This window comes from Nocardioides sp., from assembly GCF_047606145.1.
Classification (GTDB): Bacteria; Actinomycetota; Actinomycetes; order Propionibacteriales; family Nocardioidaceae; genus Nocardioides.
On the sequence record NZ_JASGET010000011.1, the window covers coordinates 35,981 to 54,706 of the forward strand.

At 71.6% G+C, this 18,726-nt stretch carries 14 protein-coding genes; 6 read left to right on the plus strand and 8 right to left on the minus strand.

The features are described from left to right. Positions 1 to 23: 23 nt before the first annotated feature. From QM638_RS01510 to QM638_RS01525, 4 genes are all read right to left on the minus strand, one after another. Complete coding sequence (locus tag QM638_RS01510; protein ID WP_415140164.1) at positions 24 to 2,393, minus strand: glycoside hydrolase family 65 protein; 2,370 nt, start codon at positions 2,391 to 2,393, stop codon at positions 24 to 26. Continuing rightward, positions 2,390 to 3,412, minus strand: coding sequence for a carbohydrate kinase family protein (locus QM638_RS01515; RefSeq protein ID WP_415140165.1), 1,023 nt, complete (start codon positions 3,410 to 3,412; stop codon positions 2,390 to 2,392). Before QM638_RS01515 ends, QM638_RS01510 begins: the two co-directional genes overlap by 4 nt. A gap of 28 nt (positions 3,413 to 3,440) precedes the next feature. Next, positions 3,441 to 4,901 carry a sugar porter family MFS transporter gene (locus QM638_RS01520; RefSeq protein WP_415140166.1) on the minus strand — a complete coding sequence of 487 codons (1,461 nt, stop codon included), beginning with the start codon at positions 4,899 to 4,901 and terminating at the stop codon, positions 3,441 to 3,443. A 188-nt stretch (positions 4,902 to 5,089) separates the two neighbouring features. After that, a complete protein-coding gene (locus QM638_RS01525) occupies positions 5,090 to 6,250 on the minus strand; it encodes an ROK family protein (RefSeq protein ID WP_415140167.1) in 1,161 nt (386 codons plus the stop codon). Positions 6,251 to 6,727: 477 nt separating this feature from the next. Between QM638_RS01525 and QM638_RS01530 the strand changes: the two genes are divergently transcribed. The 4 genes from QM638_RS01530 (at position 6,728) to holA (ending at position 12,265) form a co-directional block, all read left to right on the plus strand. Continuing rightward, on the plus strand, positions 6,728 to 7,597 hold the full coding sequence (locus tag QM638_RS01530) for a DegV family protein (RefSeq protein ID WP_415140168.1): 870 nt from the start codon (positions 6,728 to 6,730) through the stop codon (positions 7,595 to 7,597). A 168-nt stretch (positions 7,598 to 7,765) separates the two neighbouring features. After that, entirely contained in the window at positions 7,766 to 8,842 is a 1,077-nt protein-coding gene (locus QM638_RS01535; RefSeq protein WP_415140169.1) for a helix-hairpin-helix domain-containing protein, read from the plus strand. 35 nt (positions 8,843 to 8,877) lie between these two features. After that, a complete protein-coding gene (locus tag QM638_RS01540; RefSeq protein ID WP_415140170.1) occupies positions 8,878 to 11,190 on the plus strand; it encodes a ComEC/Rec2 family competence protein in 2,313 nt (770 codons plus the stop codon). A 91-nt stretch (positions 11,191 to 11,281) separates the two neighbouring features. Further along, positions 11,282 to 12,265 (plus strand): DNA polymerase III subunit delta, encoded by a 984-nt coding sequence (gene holA, locus QM638_RS01545; RefSeq protein WP_415140171.1) that lies wholly within the window; start codon positions 11,282 to 11,284, stop codon positions 12,263 to 12,265. Between the two features lie 127 nt (positions 12,266 to 12,392). On the opposite strand, the gene rpsT is transcribed toward holA, so the two are convergent. The 4 genes from rpsT to QM638_RS01565 form a co-directional block, all read right to left on the minus strand. Further along, on the minus strand, positions 12,393 to 12,653 hold the full coding sequence (rpsT, locus tag QM638_RS01550; RefSeq protein ID WP_415140172.1) for a 30S ribosomal protein S20: 261 nt from the start codon (positions 12,651 to 12,653) through the stop codon (positions 12,393 to 12,395). Between the two features lie 137 nt (positions 12,654 to 12,790). Beyond that, positions 12,791 to 12,982 carry a hypothetical protein gene (locus tag QM638_RS01555; RefSeq protein WP_415140173.1) on the minus strand — a complete coding sequence of 64 codons (192 nt, stop codon included), beginning with the start codon at positions 12,980 to 12,982 and terminating at the stop codon, positions 12,791 to 12,793. Positions 12,983 to 13,071: 89 nt separating this feature from the next. Beyond that, entirely contained in the window at positions 13,072 to 13,998 is a 927-nt protein-coding gene (locus tag QM638_RS01560) for a phosphotransferase (RefSeq protein WP_415140174.1), read from the minus strand. A 78-nt stretch (positions 13,999 to 14,076) separates the two neighbouring features. After that, positions 14,077 to 15,666: an alkaline phosphatase D family protein gene (locus QM638_RS01565; protein ID WP_415140175.1), complete on the minus strand. Its 1,590-nt coding sequence runs from the start codon at positions 15,664 to 15,666 to the stop codon at positions 14,077 to 14,079. Between the two features lie 99 nt (positions 15,667 to 15,765). Between QM638_RS01565 and QM638_RS01570 the strand changes: the two genes are divergently transcribed. Then, on the plus strand, positions 15,766 to 16,758 hold the full coding sequence (locus QM638_RS01570; protein WP_415140176.1) for a hypothetical protein: 993 nt from the start codon (positions 15,766 to 15,768) through the stop codon (positions 16,756 to 16,758). An 80-nt stretch (positions 16,759 to 16,838) separates the two neighbouring features. Beyond that, complete coding sequence (gene lepA / locus QM638_RS01575; RefSeq protein ID WP_415140177.1) at positions 16,839 to 18,719, plus strand: translation elongation factor 4; 1,881 nt, start codon at positions 16,839 to 16,841, stop codon at positions 18,717 to 18,719. The last annotated feature ends 7 nt before the right edge of the window (positions 18,720 to 18,726 follow it).

Below are 18,726 nucleotides of genomic sequence, written 5' to 3' on the forward strand. Positions count from 1 at the left end.
GTCCCGACCCGCACGGACGGGCGTCAGCAGGGGTTCGGAACTCGGTGGAGGGTGCCCGGCCGTAGCCTCGTGCGCTGGCCGCCGACCTCGACCTCGACCTCGGCGCCCTCGTCGCAGAGGGTGAGGCCGATCCCGTCGTGGTCGATGTCCACCGCGACCCGTCGACCGTGCCAGCCGACGGTGAACTCCAACCGGTCCCAGCGCTCGGGCAGGTGCGGTGTGAAGGAGAGCCGACCGTCGTGCAGGCGCATGCCGCCGAACCCCAGCACGGCCACCTGCCAGGTGCCGCCGGCGGCGGCGATGTGCATCCCCTCGGCGGTGTTGCCCTGGTTGTCGTCGAGGTCGACGTACGCCGCCCGCTCGAAGTACTGCACCGCCATCGCCGAGTCCCCGGTGCGGAGTCCGACGATCGCGTGGATCGGCGGGCTCAGCGACGACTTGTGCAGCGTGCGGGCCTCGTAGAACTCGAAGTTCACCCGCTGACTCTCCACGGAGTACTCGTCCGGGAGCAGGTACATCAGCATCACCACGTCCGGCTGCTTGAGCAGCGTGGTGTCCTCGAGGTTGAAGTGGTGGTAGCCGGCGGGGTACTGCGGCATGTTGTGCTTGTCCCAGGTCGAGATCGGCAGCTCCTGCCGCTCGAAGTAGCCCGCGAACTGCTCGATGACGCCGTCGTCGGACTCGCGCCCGGGCCTGATCGCCGCGGCCGCCCGGGCCCATTCCTCGACCTCGGCCAGATCCGGGCCGAGCGAGGTTGCCACGATCGCGCCGCGCTCCGGTGCCGCGGTGGCGAGCTGGGAGGCGACCGCACCGGCCTGTTCGAGGTGCCAGCGCACCAGCTGGTTGGTGAACGCGTTGTCGTCGACGTGGGAGTGGAACTCGTCCGGGCCCATCACACTGCTCAGGCTGAGGGTCCCGTCGTCGCGGCGCTCGAGCCTGGAGACCCAGTAGCGAGCGGTCTCGACGAGGATCTCGGCCCCCGCCTCGAGGAGGAAGTCGGTGTCCCCGGTCGCGGCGACGTACTGCATCACGCCGTAGGCGACGTCCGCGGTGACGTGCAGCTCCTCGTCCCGGGTCCAGAACCGGTGCTGCCCGTCAGGGGTCCACCGGGGGCACTCCTCCGCTCCGGTGTCGGCCGCCTCCCAGGGGTAGCGGGCGCCGCGGGTGCCGTTGGCCGCGGAGAGCCTCCGGGCGCCCGGCAAGGTGTGATGGCGGTAGCTGAGCAGTGCCCTCGCGGCGCTCGGCTGGGTGTAGAGGAAGAACGGCAGCAGCAGGATCTCGGAGTCCCAGAAGACGTGCCCGCGGTAGCCCTCGCCCGACAGCGACTTCGCGCCGATGCTGACGGTGGGATCCTCCGGGTTCGCCGCGATGAGGAGGTGGTAGGTGCCGAGGTGCAGCGCCAGCGCGTCCTTCCGGTGACCGGAGACCCGGACCTCACTGTCGGCCCACAACCGGGCCCAGACCTCGCGGCTGGCCGCGGCGAGCGCGGCGAAGTCGCTCGATCGGTGACGGGCGATGGTCTCGAGGGCACGCACCCGCGGCTCGGTCGTCCTGCCCGGGTCGCGTGAGGTGGCGTAGGCGACGACCTTCTCCACGACGATCGGCTCGCCGGCCGCCGCCTCGAAGGTCAGCGCCGTGGCCAGCGTGCCGCCCTGCGCCTGTACGCCGTCGTGCGTCGGCTCGCTCTGCGGCCGGACGTCGTACGCCACCGCGATGCGGACCCCGCTGCCGAGGGTCTCGGTGACCACGTCGCCCGCGCGGGGAGCGAGGTGGCGCTCGCGCTCGCGGAGGTGGTTGGAGCGGGCCCACTTCTCCCAGCGCCGGCTCGCCGGGAGCACCGGCTCCTCGGTGTAGGCCGGCAGCCGGTCCAGGTTGCGCCGTTCGGTCTCGATGCCGGTGACCACGGTGATCTCGACCGGCCGGTCCAGCGCCGTCACCTCGATCCGCTGGGCGCACAGGTCGCGGTCGGCCATGCTCGCCAGTCGGGCGCTGGCGAGCCGGACGCGCCCGATCGCCGGATCGATGAAGACCGTGGCGCGGGTCAGCACGCCGGTGCGGAGGTCGAGGACCCGCTCGTGCTCGACGACCTCGAGGGTGTCGACGTCGAGACTGCGGCCCTCCACCCAGACCCGGGTCGCCAGCCAGTCGGGCACGTTGACCAGGTCGATCACGGGGGAGTCGTGGGCGTCGTACACGCCGGCGAGGTAGGTCCCCGAGAGAGCGCCCAGATGGCCCTCCTCGAGGCTCGCCCGCGTGCCGAGACGCCCGTTGCCGACCGTCATCAGCGACTCGTGGTAGCCGGCGCGCTCACGGTCGAAGCCGTCCTCCCGGATCTCCCAGGTCGCCGAGGAGCTCTCGGTGTCGAGCGACACGGTGGTGCTCGCGCCGGTCATGCGCCGACCCGGGCCCCGCCGTAGACGGCCTCGATCTGCCCGGTCGTCCCCGCGTAGTCGAGGTAGACGCTGAGATCGGAGCCGGAGGCCCGCTGGGAGCCCATCGCGTTGCCGTAGCGGGCCGCGGTGACGAAGTCACCGGAGGCGAGATAGCCGAACGCCATGCCCGCGGCGAAGGAGTCGCCGCAACCGGTGGTGTCGACGACCTCGGGGATCGGCACCGGCGGGACGAGGTGCTCCTCCATCGTCCCGCCGGGCCCGCGGAAGTAGACCGCGCACCCCTCGGCGTCGAGCGTGACGCAGACGGCCTGGACGCCCTTGCCCAGACAGTGCGCCGCGAACTCCGGGAGCTCGTCCCTGGTCAGCGGCGTGCCGAGCCGGCTCATGTCGCTGCCGGGCGGCGGGAACCAGCTGCAGCCGGCCTCCTCGAGGTTGAGCTTGAGGATGTCGATGTTCGGCAGCCAGGCGTCCCGGTCGAGCCAGATCCGGCGTACGCGGGCGCCGCCGGGTGTCAGGCTGACCGTCGGACCGTGGCCGTCGAGCATGATCGTTCCGGTGCCGTACTCCCGTAGGAAGGCGAGGGTCTGGGACGGCACCTCGTAGTCCGAGATGGGTACGCAGACGAACGCGTCGGCGTCCACGACGGCGGCGACGTCGCCGGGGACGATGGGGTGCATGAAGCCGGTCTGCGACTCCTGGCGCGCGTTCTGGTCCAGGTAGGTCAGCTCGATCAGGTCACCTCGGTCGGTGTGGGAGCGGACCAGGGAGGAGTCGACGTTGGCGAGGTGGGACCACTGCTCCTTGATCGGCTCCTCGTCCTGCTTGCGGACGTGCACGACGGGGACGACGAGGTCGTCGGGTCCCAGCAGCGCCGACAGTGCGGCGACGGTGTAGAGCACGCAGCCGTACTTCTCGAAGACCTCGCCGCGGTGGGTGACGACGTGGTCATGGGGCACCGGGCCGAGTACGGCGACCTTGCGGGGGCGGGTCGGCTCGTGGTCCGCTTCGGGGAGGCTCATGTCACGCTCCTGTCGTGCGATCCGGGCGTCAGGACGAGGCCACGTCGGCGGCGATCTGGGCGTCCATGTCCTCCAGGGACATGCCCTTGGTCTCGCGGACCAAGCGGAGGACGAAGACCAGACTCAGCGCGGCGAAGAGGGTGTAGAGGCCGTAGGAGAACCCGAGGGAGAAGGAGGCCAGTGCCGGGAACGAGACGGTGATGGCCCAGTTCGCCGCCCACTGACCGGCCGCCGCCAGGGACAGGCCGGCGCCGCGGATCCGGTTCGGGAACATCTCGCCCAGGAGCACCCAGACGATCGGGCCCCACGACATCGCGAAGGCGACGACGAAGAGGTTCGCGGCGACGAGCGCGATCGGGCCGGCGGCGCCGTGGAGCTTCAGGTCGTCTCCCGAGCCGGTGGCCGTGGCGAAGCAGACGGCGAGGGCGCCGAGTGTCACGATCATCGCTGCCGAGCCGAAGACCAGCAGCGGCCGCCGGCCGATCCGGTCGACGAGGGCGATCGCGATCAGGGTGCTGGCGATGTTGACGATCGAGGTGAAGACGCTGATCCCGAAGGAGGCGCTCTCGCCGAAGCCGACCGCCTGCCAGAGCGTGTTGGAGTAGTAGAAGATCACGTTGATCCCGACGGCCTGCTGGAAGATCGAGAGCAGCAGTCCGACCCACACGATCGGCCAGATGCCGCCGCCGGGGCGCTTGAGGTCGGACCACGACGGCTTGGTCTCGCGGTTCAGCGAGTTCCTGATCCGCTCGATCTTGATCTCCAGGTTCGTCTCGCCGAGCAGCGTGCTGAGGATCGTGCGGGCCTCGGGGATCTTGTGCTTCATGATCAGGTAGCGCGGCGACTCCGGGATCGTGGTCGCCATCACGCCGTAGACGATCGCGGGGATCGCCATCGCCAGGAACATCCACCGCCACGCCTCCAGGCCCAGCGCCAGGACGTCGTCCGCCCCGCCGGCCATCTCGGCGAGCAGCCAGTCGACCAGGAGGGAGAAGAAGATGCCGAGCACGATCGCCAGCTGTTGCAGGGAGCCCAGACGACCGCGGATCCGTGCCGGGGAGGTCTCGGCGATGTAGGCCGGCGCGATGACCGAGGCGACGCCGACGCCGAATCCGCCGACGACACGACCGACGATCAGGATGCCGAGGTTGGGCGCCACCGCGGTGCCGAGGGCGCTGATGAGGAAGAGGACGGCCGCGATCCTCATGACCCGCAGGCGACCGATCCGGTCCGCGATCCGGCCCGCGGTCATCGCGCCCGCGGCCGCGCCGAGGAGCGCGGAGGCGACGGCGAAGCCGAGGACGCCGTTGCTGACGTGGAAGTCGTGCTTGATGGAGTCCACCGCACCGTTGATCACGGCGCTGTCGTACCCGAACAGCAGCCCGCCGAGGGCCGCGACCGACGCGATCCGAATGATCCCGCGGCCAGTCCCTTCATCGTCGTCGTCGAACACCGATGCTGTCTCGGCGATCGGTCCGTGCTCGCTCATGGGTCCTCCTCATCCCGCCCATCTCGCTAGATGTGATGCGAGTCACACAGTGGAGGAGTCCGTCGGGGCCGGGCAATGGGCTGGCCGCTGGGAGCCGCAGATTCGTGCTCGGGTGTTCGAGTTGTGAACGGCGCGGCGACGGGGAGCGCGGCGTACGGCGGCTGCTCCGGCCGACATCGGCGGCGAGATCAGCGCGGCTCGACGGCGTCGAAGGCCAGGGCGATACCGCCGAGGAGGGGAGCGTGCGCACCGAGATCGGAGACGACGATCCGGACCCGCTGCACGGCACTCGGGATGCCGTAGCGCTCCACGACCTGACCGATCGCGTCGAGGAGGATGCCGCCGGCCTGGGCGAGCTCGCCGCCGATCACGATCGTCTGCAGGTTCAGCAGGTTGCACAGGTCGGCGATCGAGCGCCCGACCTGGGTCCCGACATCCTGCAGCACGCGTGAGCAGGCGCGATCGCCGTCCCCGGCCCGGCGTACGACCTCGCTGATGGTGAGCTCGCCCCGGACGTCGACCACCGGCCGGAGGGTCTCGAGGACGGCGCCGGTCGAGACGAGCGTCTCGAGGCAGCCGCGGTTGCCGCAGCGGCAGATCGAGCCGTACTCCTCCACCGTGGTGTGGCCGATCTCGCCAGCAGTGCCGTCGGGGCCGGCGTAGAGCGCGCCGTCGATGATGAGTCCGGCTCCGACACCGTCGGAGAGCTTGAGGAAGGCGAGGTTCTGAATGTCGCCGCGGCGCCCGTGGCCCCACCGGAACTCGGCCAACGCACCGAGGTTGGCGTCGTTGTCGATCACGACCGGCCGGCCGACCGCCTCGGTCGCCAGCTGTGCGGCACGCAGCCCGCGCCACCCCGGGAGGATCGACGGTGAGCCCACCTTGCCGGTGCCGTGGTCGATCGGCGCCGGCAGCCCCATGCCGACGCCGACGAGGTCGTCAAGCGTGAGATCCGCGTCGCTGAGGGCGAGCTCCAGCAGCCGGTTGGCCACCGCCAGACCTTCGACGGCCTCGATGCCGGGCTCCAGCCGGAGCCGCCGCTCGGCGCGGAGGCACGGCTCGTCGTCGGCGATCGCGACCGAGACGTGTCCGTGCCCGTAGTCGATGCTGGCGACGAGCCCGCGCCGTGGCAGCAGCCGGATCAGGCGGCGTCCGGACCCCTCGTCGACGCCGAGGACACCGGTGCGCTGCAGCTCGCGGACCAGGCTCGAGATCGTCGCCGGAGCGAGTCCGGTCGCACGCGCGAGGTCCGCCTGGGAGGCGGGCTTCGCGCGCAGCTGGGCGATGAGGCGATCCCGGTTGGCGATCCGAAGGGCGGTCTGCGAACCGGGACGAAGGTCGTGGTTCACCGCGGCGTCCTCTCGATAGCTCTCGGTAGACGGCGTCTCGACGCCGGCGCGGGCATCGGGGTCGATGCTCCGCCGCCTGGATCAGCGTAGAGGTCGGGCAGCCCTCGCGTCGCCCACGAGCATCCGACGGACGCCGCGCGGATGCCCTCCGGTGGGCGAGCCTCGCTCAGACGGTGAGCAGGGCGACCACCACCAGGGCGGCGAGCATCACCAGCACCAGGACGACTCCGGCCAGCTCCGGCGGCGGGCTCTTCCGATCTTCGCGCAGGTCCGCTGTCATGCTCTGCCCCCTCGGGCCGCCGGGTACGGCCTCTGACTATCTAACGCGCTTCGGCGGCAGATATGACGGCACCGGCCCGGCGTGGCGGCCGGGCCGCGCCGGTCGCCACGCCGGGCCGGGGGCGTCCTCGGACGGGTGGTGCCGAGGGATCGTGCGGTGCGCGAGAGCTCGGCGCACGTCGTCTAAGGTTGCGCGGCATGGGCAAGGTAGCCGTCGTCACCGACTCGACAGCGATCCTTCCCGACGATCTCGGCGCCGCGGGCGAGCTGATCACGGTGGTGCCGCTGCAGGTCATCATCGACGCCGAGGCTCACGAGGACGGCACCCCGGAGACCTCCCCGGAGGCCATCACCGTGGCGCTCTCGGCCAAGCGTCAGGTCTCCACCTCGCGTCCCGCCCCGGCGCTGTTCGCCGAGGTGTACGCCGACCTCGCCGCGCGGGGCTACACGGAGGTGGTCTCGATCCATCTCTCCGGCGAGATGAGCGCCACCGTGGAGTCGGCCCAGATCGCCGCCGGCTCGGCCCCCATCCCGGTCACGACGCTCGACACCCGTGCGGTCGGGCCGTGCGTCGGCTTCGCCGTACTGGCGGCGGCGACGGCGATCCTCGGCGGAGCGGACGCCGCCACCGCGGTCGCGAACGCTCGGGCACGGGCCGAGGCGACCCGTTCGTTCTTCTACGTCGACACCCTGGAGTTCCTGCGCCGAGGCGGGCGGATCGGCCCGGCGGCGGCGCTGCTCGGGTCCGCGCTGGCGGTCAAGCCGCTGCTGGCCATCGAGGACGGGCAGGTGGTGGTGCACGAGCGGGTGCGCACCGCGGCGCGCGCACTGGGCCGGCTGGAGGAGTTGGCGGTCGACTTCGCCGGCGACCAGCGAGTCGAGGTGGTGGTCGCCCACCTGGGCGCCGCCGACCGGGCCGGTGCGCTGGTCGAGCATCTGGACGAGCGGTTGGCCGCCGGGCTGGAGTCGAGATCGGTGCGATGTGTCGAGCTCGGCGCCGCACTGGCCGCGCATGTCGGGCCGGGGCTGCTGGCGGTGGTGGTCAGCCCGGCGCTCGACCCTGGGTGACTCGGTTCCACCGACTCCGGTCGGCTCGCGCCGCCGCGATCGGCGGAGCCGCGATGATGTGAGCTCCGATCGACCCGGTTCGGTCCACAGCGCAGGTCCGGACGCGAGTTCTCCACAGGCGAGCGCGATCGGGCGGTGCGACGGCACCCGGATGCCTAGCGTCGCCTCATGCGCTCCCGATCCGCACCCGACCATCCCGACGTCCAGCGACGCCTGGAGTCGCTGCGCGCCGAGCTCGCCGCACAGTGGACGACGCCGGACTCGGCCCGGGCGGAGTCGGAGGAGGAGCCTGCCCCCGGGGCGCCGGCCGGGGAGGGTGAGCGGGACTGGTGGGAGGGACACACCAGGTTCGCCGATCCCGAGCGGCGCGCGGTGGGTGGGTCGGCCGCGCCGGAGCGGAGCGCGGTGCTCACCGATGCTCCGCGGACCGGCGTGCCGGTGCCGGGCAGGCATGCCGCACGCCGGCGGCTCTCCGTCACGGCGTTGGTGCCGGAGTACTGGCGGGAGCGCTGGCGCGAGCGCAACCGGACGGCCATCGGGGCCTGGCAGCTGACCGTGGTCGCGCTGGCGATCGCGGTCGGGCTCGGAGTGACCTGCTGGTGGATCATCCGCTCGCGCGCACACGCCGAGCCGGTGGCCGCGGTGAGCACCGCGGCGCCGCTGGTGACGCTTTCGCCGGCGGCCGAGGAGTCCTCGGCCGGCGGCGCCGCCGCGGGTGTGTCTGCCGGCATGTCGGAAAGTGCGTCCGGGGGTGCCGGGGTCGAGGCGAGCGGCACGCCGACGGCGACCTCGATCGGCGGTCAGGTGACCGTCGACGTCGAGGGCGCGGTGCGGCGGCCCGGCATCGTGGTGCTGGCCAGCGGGTCGCGGGTGATCGATGCGATCAAGGAGGCCGGCGGTGTCCGTCACCGCAGACGGCTCCATGGCCTGAATCTGGCTGCGGTGCTGGTCGACGGCCAGCAGATAGTGGTCGGGCAGCAGCTCGCGGCGACGGGCACCTCGACGGGCACCTCGACCGGCACCTCGACCGGGACCGCGACGGGAGCCGGCACACTGGTGAATCTCAACACGGCCACCGCCGCGGACCTCGACACGCTGCCCGGGGTCGGGCCGGTGACAGCGCAGGCCATCCTCGACTGGCGCACCGAGAACGGCGGCTTCAGCTCGGTCGACGAGCTCCTGGAGGTCGACGGGATCGGTGAGATCACCCTGGCCAAGCTCACTCCGCTGGTGACCGTGTCGTGACGCCCGGTCGATGAGCGGCGGCGAGGGAAGCGGTGATGCGGGACCTGCGACTGCCGCTGCTGGGCGTGGCGGCATGGATCGGCGCGCTGCTGGGTCCGCAGGTGGCCGCCTGGCCGGTGGGTGGGGGCATCGTCGCATCGATCGTCCTCGTGCTGGGTGCCGCTCTGGGCCGCTCGATCGGCCGGAGTCGCCGGCGCCGGGACGAGCCGTCGGTCGCGAGCTCTGCCTCGAGGCGCACTGCCGCCGCGCTGCTGATCATGGCGCTCGGCGCCGGCGCCGTGGCCGGGCTGCGGGCCGCGCAGGTGCAGCACAACCCGGTCGCCGACCTGGCCGCACACGGCGCTCGGGTCCACCTGACCGCGAGCGTCAGCAGCGACGCGCGCAGCGTCATCGGCGTCAGCGGAGAGCACGTGCTGATCACCCTCCGCGTCACCGATCTGACCGGTCGTGGCCAGCACTTCCGGCTCGGTGCCCCGGTCCTGGCGATCGGCGACTCGGAATGGGCAGAGGTGCCGCTCGGCGCCACGGTCGTCACCTCGGGTCGACTGGTGACCGCCGACGAGAGCGACGTGGCCGCCCTGCTCGTGGCCGACACGCCCAGGCTGGTCGCGGGCCCCGGGCCCTGGTGGCGGGCGGCGGGTGCCGTGCGATCGGCCATCCGGGCCGCGGTCGCGGACCGGCCGGCCGACCAGCGGGCGCTGGTCCCGGCGCTGGTGGACGGCGACGACACCGGTCTGGCCGACGACCTGGCCGACGACTTCCGCACCACCGGTCTGACCCATCTGCTCGCCGTGAGCGGCACCAACCTCACCCTGTTGGTCGGCTTCGCCCTGATCGTGGCCCGCTGGTGCGGGGTGCGCGGTCGATGGCTCTACCTGGTCGGCGCGGGCGGGATCGTCGGCTTCGTGCTGCTGGCCCGGACCGAGCCGAGCGTGGTGCGGGCAGCGGCGATGGGCACCGTCGGGCTCCTCGCCATGGCCCGCGGCGGACGCGGCCGGGCGTTGCGCGGGCTCGGTGCCGCGGTGTGCGCGCTGATGCTGCTCGACCCCGGCCTGGCCACGTCCCTCGGGTTCGCGCTCTCGGCGCTCGCCACCGCTGGGATCCTCCTGTTCGGTCCGCCGTGGCGCGACGCGCTGTGTCACTGGTTGCCGCGCTGGGCGGCCGAGGCGATCGCCGTACCGGCGGCGGCGCAGCTGGCCTGCACGCCGCTGATAGCGGCCATCTCGGGCCAGGTCAGCCTGGTGGCGGTGCTCGCCAACCTGCTGGCCGAACCGGCCGTCGCGCCGGCGACGGTGCTCGGCCTGCTGGCCGGCGTCTGCGGACTGGTGTCGGCGCCGCTCGGTCGCCTGGTGGCCACTCCGGCAGGGTGGTGCGTGGGGTGGATCATCGCGGTGGCCCGACACTGTGCGCATCTGCCCACCCCGGCCATCGGGTGGGGAAGCGGACCGGTGGCGCTGGCCCTCCTGGTGCTGGGCTGCGTCGCCGTGGTGGGGCTCGGGCCCCGGCTGCTGCGTCGTCCGCTGCTCGGCGTCGGCTGCGCGCTGCTGCTGACGCTGGTGCTGCTGGTGCGGATGTCGAGGTTCGGATGGCCGCCGGACGACTGGGTGATGGTGATGTGCGATATCGGCCAGGGCGACGGGCTGGTCGTCTCCGCGGGGGACCACGCCGCGATCGTGGTCGACAGCGGACCGGCACCGGAGCCGATGGACCGCTGCCTCGACGACCTGGGCATCACGACCGTGCCGCTGCTGGTCTTCACCCACTTCGACGCCGACCATGTCACCGGCGCCAGTGGGGTGTTCAGTGGTCGCCGGGTGGGAGCGGTGTGGACCACCACCCTGTATCAGCCGGCGAGCGGGGTCGACAAGGTCACCGACGCCGCGGCCGACGCCGGCGTCGAGCCGACACCTGCGCCGTACGCCGCCACCGGCCGGATCGGGCCGGTGGAGCTGCAGGTGCTGTGGCCCAGCGGAGCCCTGCCGGCCGGGACCGACACCAACGGCAGTTCGGTGGTGCTGCTGGTGCGCAGTCACGGTCTGACCCTGCTGCTCACCGGCGACGTCGATCCGGACGGCCAGCGCGTCCTCGCGTCGAGACTGCCGGGCCTCACCGTCGACGTGTTGAAGGTGCCGCACCACGGCTCGAAGTATCAGGACGAGGACTGGCTGCTGTCGCTGCATGCGCGGGTCGCGCTGACCTCGGTCGGCGCGGACAACGACTACGGGCACCCGGCCGCGTCGACGCTGGATCCGCTGGCGGCCGCGGGCACGGCGGTCTATCGCACCGACACCGACGGAGCGATCGCGGTGCTCGGCGGTGCGGCGGGACCGCGGGTCGTCACGGACTGAGCCGAGCGAAGGTCCCCGGCAGACCGCCCCGGACTGCTGGAGGACCGTTGGAGCCCGACTGTCCGCGGCGTGTGGCAGGCTTGGCCGCATCATGGCGACCACCCGGAATCGACCCCATGCCGCCACCGCCGCCGACGTGCTCGGCCGGGTCACCCTGGTGACCGGCAAGGAGGAGTATCTCGGAGAGCGGACCGTCGCCGCGGTCCGGGCGGCCGTGCGCAGTCACGACCCGGAGGCTGAGCTGTCCGAGGCGCTCGCCGCGGACCTCACCCTCGGCACGCTCGGTGAGTTGAGTGCGCCGTCGCTCTTCTCCCAGATCAGATGCGTGGTCGTGCGCGCCTTGGAGAATCTGCCCGACGAGTCGGTCGCCGGGCTGCTCGACTACGCCGCGGCGCCGGTCGACGACGTCGCTCTGGTGCTGGTGCACACCGGCGGGGTGAAGGGCAGCGGCACGCTCACCAAGCTGCGCAAGCTCGAGACCGTCACCGAGCACAAGTCCGAGGAGCTCAAACCCGCGGAGCTCCCGCGCTTCATCGCGGCGGAGGTGCGCGCCCACGGTGCGCAGATCGAGGAGGAGGCCGCGGCCTTCCTGGTCCAGGCGGTCGGTGGGGATCTGCGCGGGCTGGCCGCTGCGGCCCATCAGCTCGCCGGGGACTTCCCGGGCGCCAGGATCACCGACGAGCAGGTGCGGCGCTACTTCGGCGGCCGCGCCGAGGTGAAGAACTATGTCATCGCCGACGCCATCCTGGCCGGGAACCGGGTCAAGGCGTTCGAGGAACTGCGCTGGGCGCTGGAGACCGGCTCGTCGCCGGTCTACGTCCTCTCCGCGATCGCCGGCCAGACCCGGTCGGTGGCCCAGCAGGTGGCCGGGGTGCGTGATGGCAAGGTGCCGCCGTGGAAGCAGAGGTCGCTGGCGGCACTGGCCCGCGGCTGGACCTCGACCGGCATCGGCGAGGCGCTGCGCGCGGTCGCCCGGGCCGACGCCGACCTCAAGGGCGCGGCCAGCGACCCGTCGTACACCTTGGAGCGGTTGGTGCTCACCATCGCCGCCCTGCGGAATTCCGCTCGCTCCTGAGGCCGGTCGTCTCGGGCGGCGATGGGCACGCCGGGGAGGTACCGCCCGGGGAACAGGACGGGAGAACGAAGACGGGCCCGCCTCCACGAGGGAGACGGGCCCGAAGCCTGTGCGTCGGTGCTGTCGCTCAGAGCGAGGCGGCCTTCTTGGCGATCGCCGACTTGCGGTTGGCGGCCTGGTTCTTGTGGATGACACCCTTGGAGGCCGCCTTGTCCAGCTTGCGCGACGCCGAGCGGCTGAGCTCCACCGCGGTCTCCTTCTCGCCGGCCTCGGCGGCCTCGCGGAACTTGCGGATGACGGTCTTGAGCTCGCTCTTGACGGCCTTGTTGCGCTCGTGGCGCTTCTCGTTCTGCTTGTTGCGCTTGATCTGCGACTTGATGTTCGCCATGGTGCGTCTTTCCTCGTGCTCGATGGATGAGTCAGTGCGTGGCGCGCTCTCCCGGGGCCTCTCGTGGGGCGGTGAGAGGGGAGAGGCCTGACTGCGAACACGCGGTCAGCAAGGCTATCAGCGGGATTCCGGGGCGCTCAAATCGTCGTATCCCGATCGAGGGCCTCCGCCGAGGGTACGCCACCGATCTCTCGACGGAAGAGAGTCGGAGTGTCGGGGTTCAGGTCGGCGCCGACCGCCTTCACGAATGCGCGCGTGCCGTCGGCACCGCGCACCCGGGCCGCGCACCCTGGCGACATGCCGCCGATCTGACCCACGGCCTCGGCCACCGGCGAACCGAGGACGGCATCGACCCAGTCCCGTACTCGAGCAGGCACGTCGCGATACGAGATCCGTACGCCGATGGCACGAGGGGCGTTCACCAGCCGCGCCGCTCGGCCAGCCAGGCCCAGCAGGTCTCGCCCTGCCAGCGCTGGAACTCCCGCAGGTGCGGCATCGCCGGCGGCGCCGGCAGCTCGCTGCGTTCGAGCCCGTAGCCGGCGAAGAGCGCGAGCGCCGAGTCGATCGCCTCGTCCTCGGCCGCGCCCAGCAGTGGGTGGGTGGTCGGGTCGACCTCGAGCCCGTCCCCGCGGGCGGCGGCGAGCAGCAGCAGCGAGTCCAGCCAGTTCGGACCGCGCATCGGCTCGCTCCAGTCGCACAGCAGCACGGTGCCGTCGGCACGCAGCAGCAGGTTGTCGTCCCGGACGTCGGTGTGCACCAAGGTGTCACCGACCACCAGCTCGGCGAATCGGTCGGCGAGCGCCGTCGCCTCCTCGGCATGGGCCAGATGGTCGAGCTCCTGCCAGGAGCCGGCCAGGTCGGCGAGCTCCTCGCCGACGTCGGAGAGTCCCAGGCAGGGCGGCGGGGTGGCGCTGGCGGCGAGACAGGTGAGCATCGTCGTGGCCGCGGTCAGATCCGGCTCGGTCCAGGGGCGCCGCGGTGGCCGCGCGTCGACGTACTCGATGCCGAGCACGACCCAGTCGGCCACCTCCTCGGCCCAGCGCAGCCGCGGAGCCGGCACCCATCCGTTGAGTGTCCTCAGCCGCCGCGCCTCGGCGCGGTAGGAGGCCGCCGAGCCGCGTTGCGCCTGCACCGAGGCCGCCTTGACGAACGTCGAGGCTCCGGTGGCGTCGGTGAGGACGGAGGCGAATCCCGGGGTGAAGCCGGCGTCCTGCGAGACCGCCTGGACCACCGGTGCACCGAGCCGCTTCTCCACCGCGGTGCGCACCGGCGCCGGCAGGTGCACCCAGTCGAGCCGGCGGGCGGTGTTGCCGTGCGGGAGGGTCGTCGGGATCGCCGTACTCACCGCTCCATCTTCGGCCATCGCCGGCCGTGCCGGTCAACCAGCGCCAGGCTCAGCCTGGGGCGATCGGCGGATTCAGGCTCAACGGCGTTCGGGATCGAGTGTCTTGGTGAACAGTGCCGCACCCTCGACGTCGCGCAGGGTGACGGTGAGCTGCTCGGTGGCGGCCTCGATGTCGACCTGGCCGAAGAACTGGGCGCCTTCCAACGGCGAGTAGTTCTGCGTCGGTGGGGCGGAGACGAAGACGGCCTCCGGCCCGAAGGTGCCGTCGAGCGTGTTCGGGCCGAAGGCGCCCGCGTTGAGCGGCCCGGAGACGAACTCCCAGAACGGGTCGAAGTCGGTGAAGGCGGCCCGCTCGGGGTCGTAGTGGTGGGCGGCGGTGTAGTGCACGTCGGCGGTGAGCCAGACGTGGTTCTTGACCCCCATCCGCTGGAACGAGCGCAAGATGTGGGCGATGTTCAGCTCTCGGCCCAGCGGAGCGCCGTCGTCGCCCTGCGAGGCCGATTCCTGCAGGTCGCCGTCCGGTACGACGAGCCCGAGGGGCAGGTCGTTGGCGATGACCTTCCAGGTCGCCCTCGACCTGCCCACCTCGCGCAGCAGCCACCCGGTCTGCTCCTCCCCGAGCAGACCGCCGTCGTCGCTGGTCTCCAGGTCGGCGGTGTTCGGATCCTTGTGGGTGCGCATGTCGAGGATGAACAGGTCCATCAGCGGGCCGAAGGAGAGCTTGCGATAGACCCGGCCGAGCCTGTCCGGGGAGGCGTCGCCGACCGGCACGTATTCGCGGAATGCCTGCCGGGCTCGGGGCACCAGCTCGTCGACGGCGGTGCCGTCGGGGTAGCCGGTGACGCCCTCCAGGATCTCGCCGGGGTACCAGTTGTTGAGCACCTCGTGGTCGTCCCACTGCGCGATCAGGGTGGTCTCGGCGAGCAGCGCCCGGTAGTTGTCGGCGAGCAGGTTGTACTTGTACTGGCCGCGGTAGTCCGCCAGCGTGGTCGCCTGATGAGTCTTCTCCTCGGTGACCAGGTTGTGCCACACCCGCCCGTCGGCCAGCGTCACCGACTCGCTCACCGGGCCGTCGGCGTAGCAGTTGTCCCCGGAGCAGAGGAAGAAGTCCGCGTTCGCCGCGCGCATCGCGTCCGCGATCCGGTAGCCGCCCAGGTCGGGGTTGACGCCCCAGCCCTGACCGGCGATGTCGCCGGACCAGAGGAAGCTGATGTCCTTGCGGCTGGTCACGCCGGTGCGGAACCTGCCCTCGACCGGCTTCGAGACCAGCCGGTGGTCGTCGAGGTCGACGGCGGTGATCCGGTAGTGCAACTGCTCGCCCGACGGCAGCCCGCGCACCGGGATCCGGCCGGTCAGGTCGCTGTCGGCGGTCACCACCGGGCCGGTGACCCGGCGGGTACGGCGGAACGAGGCATCGCGGGAGATCTCGGCGATCAGCCTGGCCGGCCGGTCGGCGCGCGACCACAGCGTCGCCTGGCCGGAGACCGCGTCCGCGGCCTGGACTCCATGGGTGAGCACGGGACGTCCCGAGCGGACGTGAGCGGGCGCCGCGAAGGCCGGTGAGGCGGCGCCGTCGAGCAGCGGTGCCAGGGCGAGGCCGGAGCCGGCCACGGCGGAGCCGCGGAGCAGGGTGCGGCGAGTGAAGGGGGACCGAGACGGAGTAGGCATGTCGACCACCGTGGCGAAGCCACCGCAACATCCGGTGATCTGAGATGACCGGGGTGCGAACGGCAACCGACGAGTTCACCGCCGGGCACAATGGCGGGCGTGATCAGGCTCGCGGTCGGTGTCGCGCTCGTGGTGCTGCTCAGCGCCTGCGGCGCTTCGACCGACTCCTCGGCGCCCGCCGAGACGAGTGCGGCCGGCACTCCGAGCGGCCTGTCCAGCACGAGCACCAGCCCGAACACCACCCCCTCGAACACCAGCCCCTCGAGCGCGAGCGCGACCGGCTCGAGCCAGGCCACGTCCGCCTCGCCCAGCCCGACGTTCTCCATCTCGGTCCCCGACCTGCCCACCGCCACCGACCGCGGCCTGGTCACCGGCGGCGATGTCAGCTGGCCGCAGTGCCCCCGGGGGATGGGCATCCCGAGCAAGCAGGGCCAGGGCAGTCCGATGCCGTTGGACAGCGCCGAGTTCGTCATCCTCGGGCTGACCAACGGTCCCGGCTTCACGCCCAACCCGTGCCTGGCCGACCAGGTCGACTGGGTCAGGCAGCGGGGGCTGATGGCGGCGGCGTACTCGGTGATCAGCTACCCGTACGACGACCAGCTGGACCGCTATGGCGACGACGGTCCCTTCGACGGCGAGACGACCGCCGGGCGGCTCGCCAACGTCGGCTACCAGCAGGCCAGGTTCAACCTGCGGACGATGAGGAGGGCCGGCCTGACCAGTCCGATCATCTGGCTGGACGTGGAGACCGTCCCGGGCTTCGACTGGCCGCGGGGGAGTGAGGCGATCGGCGGCAACCAGGCGGTCCTGCGTGGTGCCGTGCGCGGCTATCGGCAGGCGGGCCTGCAGCCGGGGGTCTATTCGATCCCCTCCTCCTGGCAGGCGATCGTCGGAGATCTCAACCTGGGGCTGCCGGAGTGGCGCCCGGCCGGGAGCGCCGGCCGGGCGGAGGCGCTGCGCCGCTGCGGAAGCGACTGGGACGTCCAGGGTGGCGCGCCGGTGCTCGTCCAGTGGGTCGAGGACGGACGCGACCGGGACGTCACCTGTCCGGGCGAGTCGACCTATCTGACGGCGTGGTTCCATCAGTACTGAGAACGCGTTCGCGGGCCGGTGCCGACCCCGGTGCTCCGGTTTCGACAACCCCAACCCCGGGCGTGGACAATGGCGACATCATGAGTGCCCCGCAGCCCGGCTCGACCGACCCCGGCCAGACCGATGTGCACAGGATCCGCAACTTCTGCATCATCGCCCACATCGATCACGGCAAGTCGACCCTCGCCGACCGGATGCTGCAGCTGACCGGCGTGGTGGACGAGCGGGCCGCGCGGGCACAGTACCTGGACCGGATGGACATCGAGCGCGAGCGCGGGATCACCATCAAGTCCCAGGCCGTGCGGATGCCGTGGACGGTCACCGCGAGCAAGGACGGTGCGGTCGAGGGGACGACGTACGTCCTCAACATGATCGACACGCCCGGCCACGTGGACTTCACCTACGAGGTCTCCCGGTCGCTGCAGGCCTGCGAGGCGGCCATCCTGCTGGTCGACGCCGCGCAGGGCATCGAGGCGCAGACGCTCGCCAACCTCTACCTGGCGATGGGCGCGGACCTGCACATCATCCCGGTGCTCAACAAGATCGACCTGCCCAGCGCCAATCCGGAGAAGTACGCCGCCGAGCTGGCCAACCTGGTCGGCTGTGAGCCGGCGGAGGTGCTGCGGGTCAGCGCCAAGACCGGCCATGGCGTGGAGGAGCTGCTCAACGAGATCGTGGCCCAGACGCCGGCGCCCGTCGGCGACCCGGACGCGCCCGCCCGGGCGCTGATCTTCGACTCGGTCTACGACACCTATCGTGGCGTGGTCACCTACGTCCGGGTCTTCGACGGCAGGCTCACCCACCGGGACCGGATCAAGATGATGTCGACCGGCGCCACCCACGAGATGCTCGAGCTCGGCGTGATCAGCCCCGAGCCGGTCAAGGCGGACCACCTCGGCGTCGGCGAGACCGGCTACCTGATCACCGGGGTCAAGGACGTCCGCCAGTCCCGGGTCGGCGACACCGTCACCTCGAACAGCCGGCCCGCCACCGAGCCGCTCGGGGGCTACGAGCACCCCAACCCGATGGTGTACGCCGGGCTCTACCCGATCGACGGTGACGACTACCCGACGCTGCGCGAGTCGCTGGAGAAGCTGCAGCTCAACGATGCCGCGCTCACCTTCGAGCCGGAGACCTCCGGTGCGCTCGGGTTCGGCTTCCGGATCGGCTTCCTCGGCCTGCTGCACATGGAGATCACCCGTGACCGGCTGGAGCGCGAGTTCGGTCTCGACCTCATCTCCACCGCGCCGAACGTGGTCTACCACGTGGTGATGGAGGACGGCAGTGAGATCGAGGTGACCAACCCGAGCGAGTACCCGGACGGCAAGATCGCCGAGGTCCGGGAGCCGGTGGTCACCGCCACGATCCTGTCGCCCTCGGACTACATCGGCACCATCATGGAGCTGTGCCAGAACAAGCGCGGCACGCTGCAGGGCATGGACTACCTCTCCTCGGACCGCGTCGAGATGCGCTACACCCTGCCGATGGGCGAGATCGCGTTCGACTTCTTCGACCAGCTCAAGTCGCGGACCAAGGGCTATGCGTCGCTGAACTACGAGTTCTCCGGGGAGCAGGCCGCCGACCTGGTCAAGGTCGACATCTTGTTGCACGGCGAGCCCGTGGACGCCTTCTCCGCGATCGTGCACCGCGATGCCGCCTACGCCTACGGGGTGATGCTCGCCGGCAAGCTCAAGGACCTGATTCCGCGCCAGCAGTTCGAGGTGCCGATCCAGGCCGCCATCGGCGCCCGGGTGATCGCCCGGGAGACGATCCGCGCCATCCGCAAGGACGTCCTGTCCAAGTGCTACGGCGGTGACATCACCCGCAAGCGCAAGCTGCTGGAGAAGCAGAAGGAGGGCAAGAAGCGGATGAAGATGGTCGGCCGCGTCGAGGTCCCCCAGGAGGCGTTCGTGGCCGCGCTCTCCACCACCCAGCCCGGGGAGAAGTCGGGCAAGAAGTAGCGGCACC

Coding starts and splice junctions, on each gene's coding strand:
- QM638_RS01540 (WP_415140170.1), top strand. CDS start 8,878: ATGCGGGACCTGCGACTGCCGCTGCTGGGCGTGGCGGCATGGATCGGC.
- QM638_RS01565 (WP_415140175.1), bottom strand. CDS start 15,666: ATGCCTACTCCGTCTCGGTCCCCCTTCACTCGCCGCACCCTGCTCCGC.
- holA (WP_415140171.1), top strand. CDS start 11,282: ATGGCGACCACCCGGAATCGACCCCATGCCGCCACCGCCGCCGACGTG.
- QM638_RS01530 (WP_415140168.1), top strand. CDS start 6,728: ATGGGCAAGGTAGCCGTCGTCACCGACTCGACAGCGATCCTTCCCGAC.
- QM638_RS01535 (WP_415140169.1), top strand. CDS start 7,766: ATGCGCTCCCGATCCGCACCCGACCATCCCGACGTCCAGCGACGCCTG.
- lepA (WP_415140177.1), top strand. CDS start 16,839: ATGAGTGCCCCGCAGCCCGGCTCGACCGACCCCGGCCAGACCGATGTG.
- QM638_RS01520 (WP_415140166.1), bottom strand. CDS start 4,901: ATGAGCGAGCACGGACCGATCGCCGAGACAGCATCGGTGTTCGACGAC.
- QM638_RS01515 (WP_415140165.1), bottom strand. CDS start 3,412: ATGAGCCTCCCCGAAGCGGACCACGAGCCGACCCGCCCCCGCAAGGTC.
- QM638_RS01510 (WP_415140164.1), bottom strand. CDS start 2,393: ATGACCGGCGCGAGCACCACCGTGTCGCTCGACACCGAGAGCTCCTCG.
- rpsT (WP_415140172.1), bottom strand. CDS start 12,653: ATGGCGAACATCAAGTCGCAGATCAAGCGCAACAAGCAGAACGAGAAG.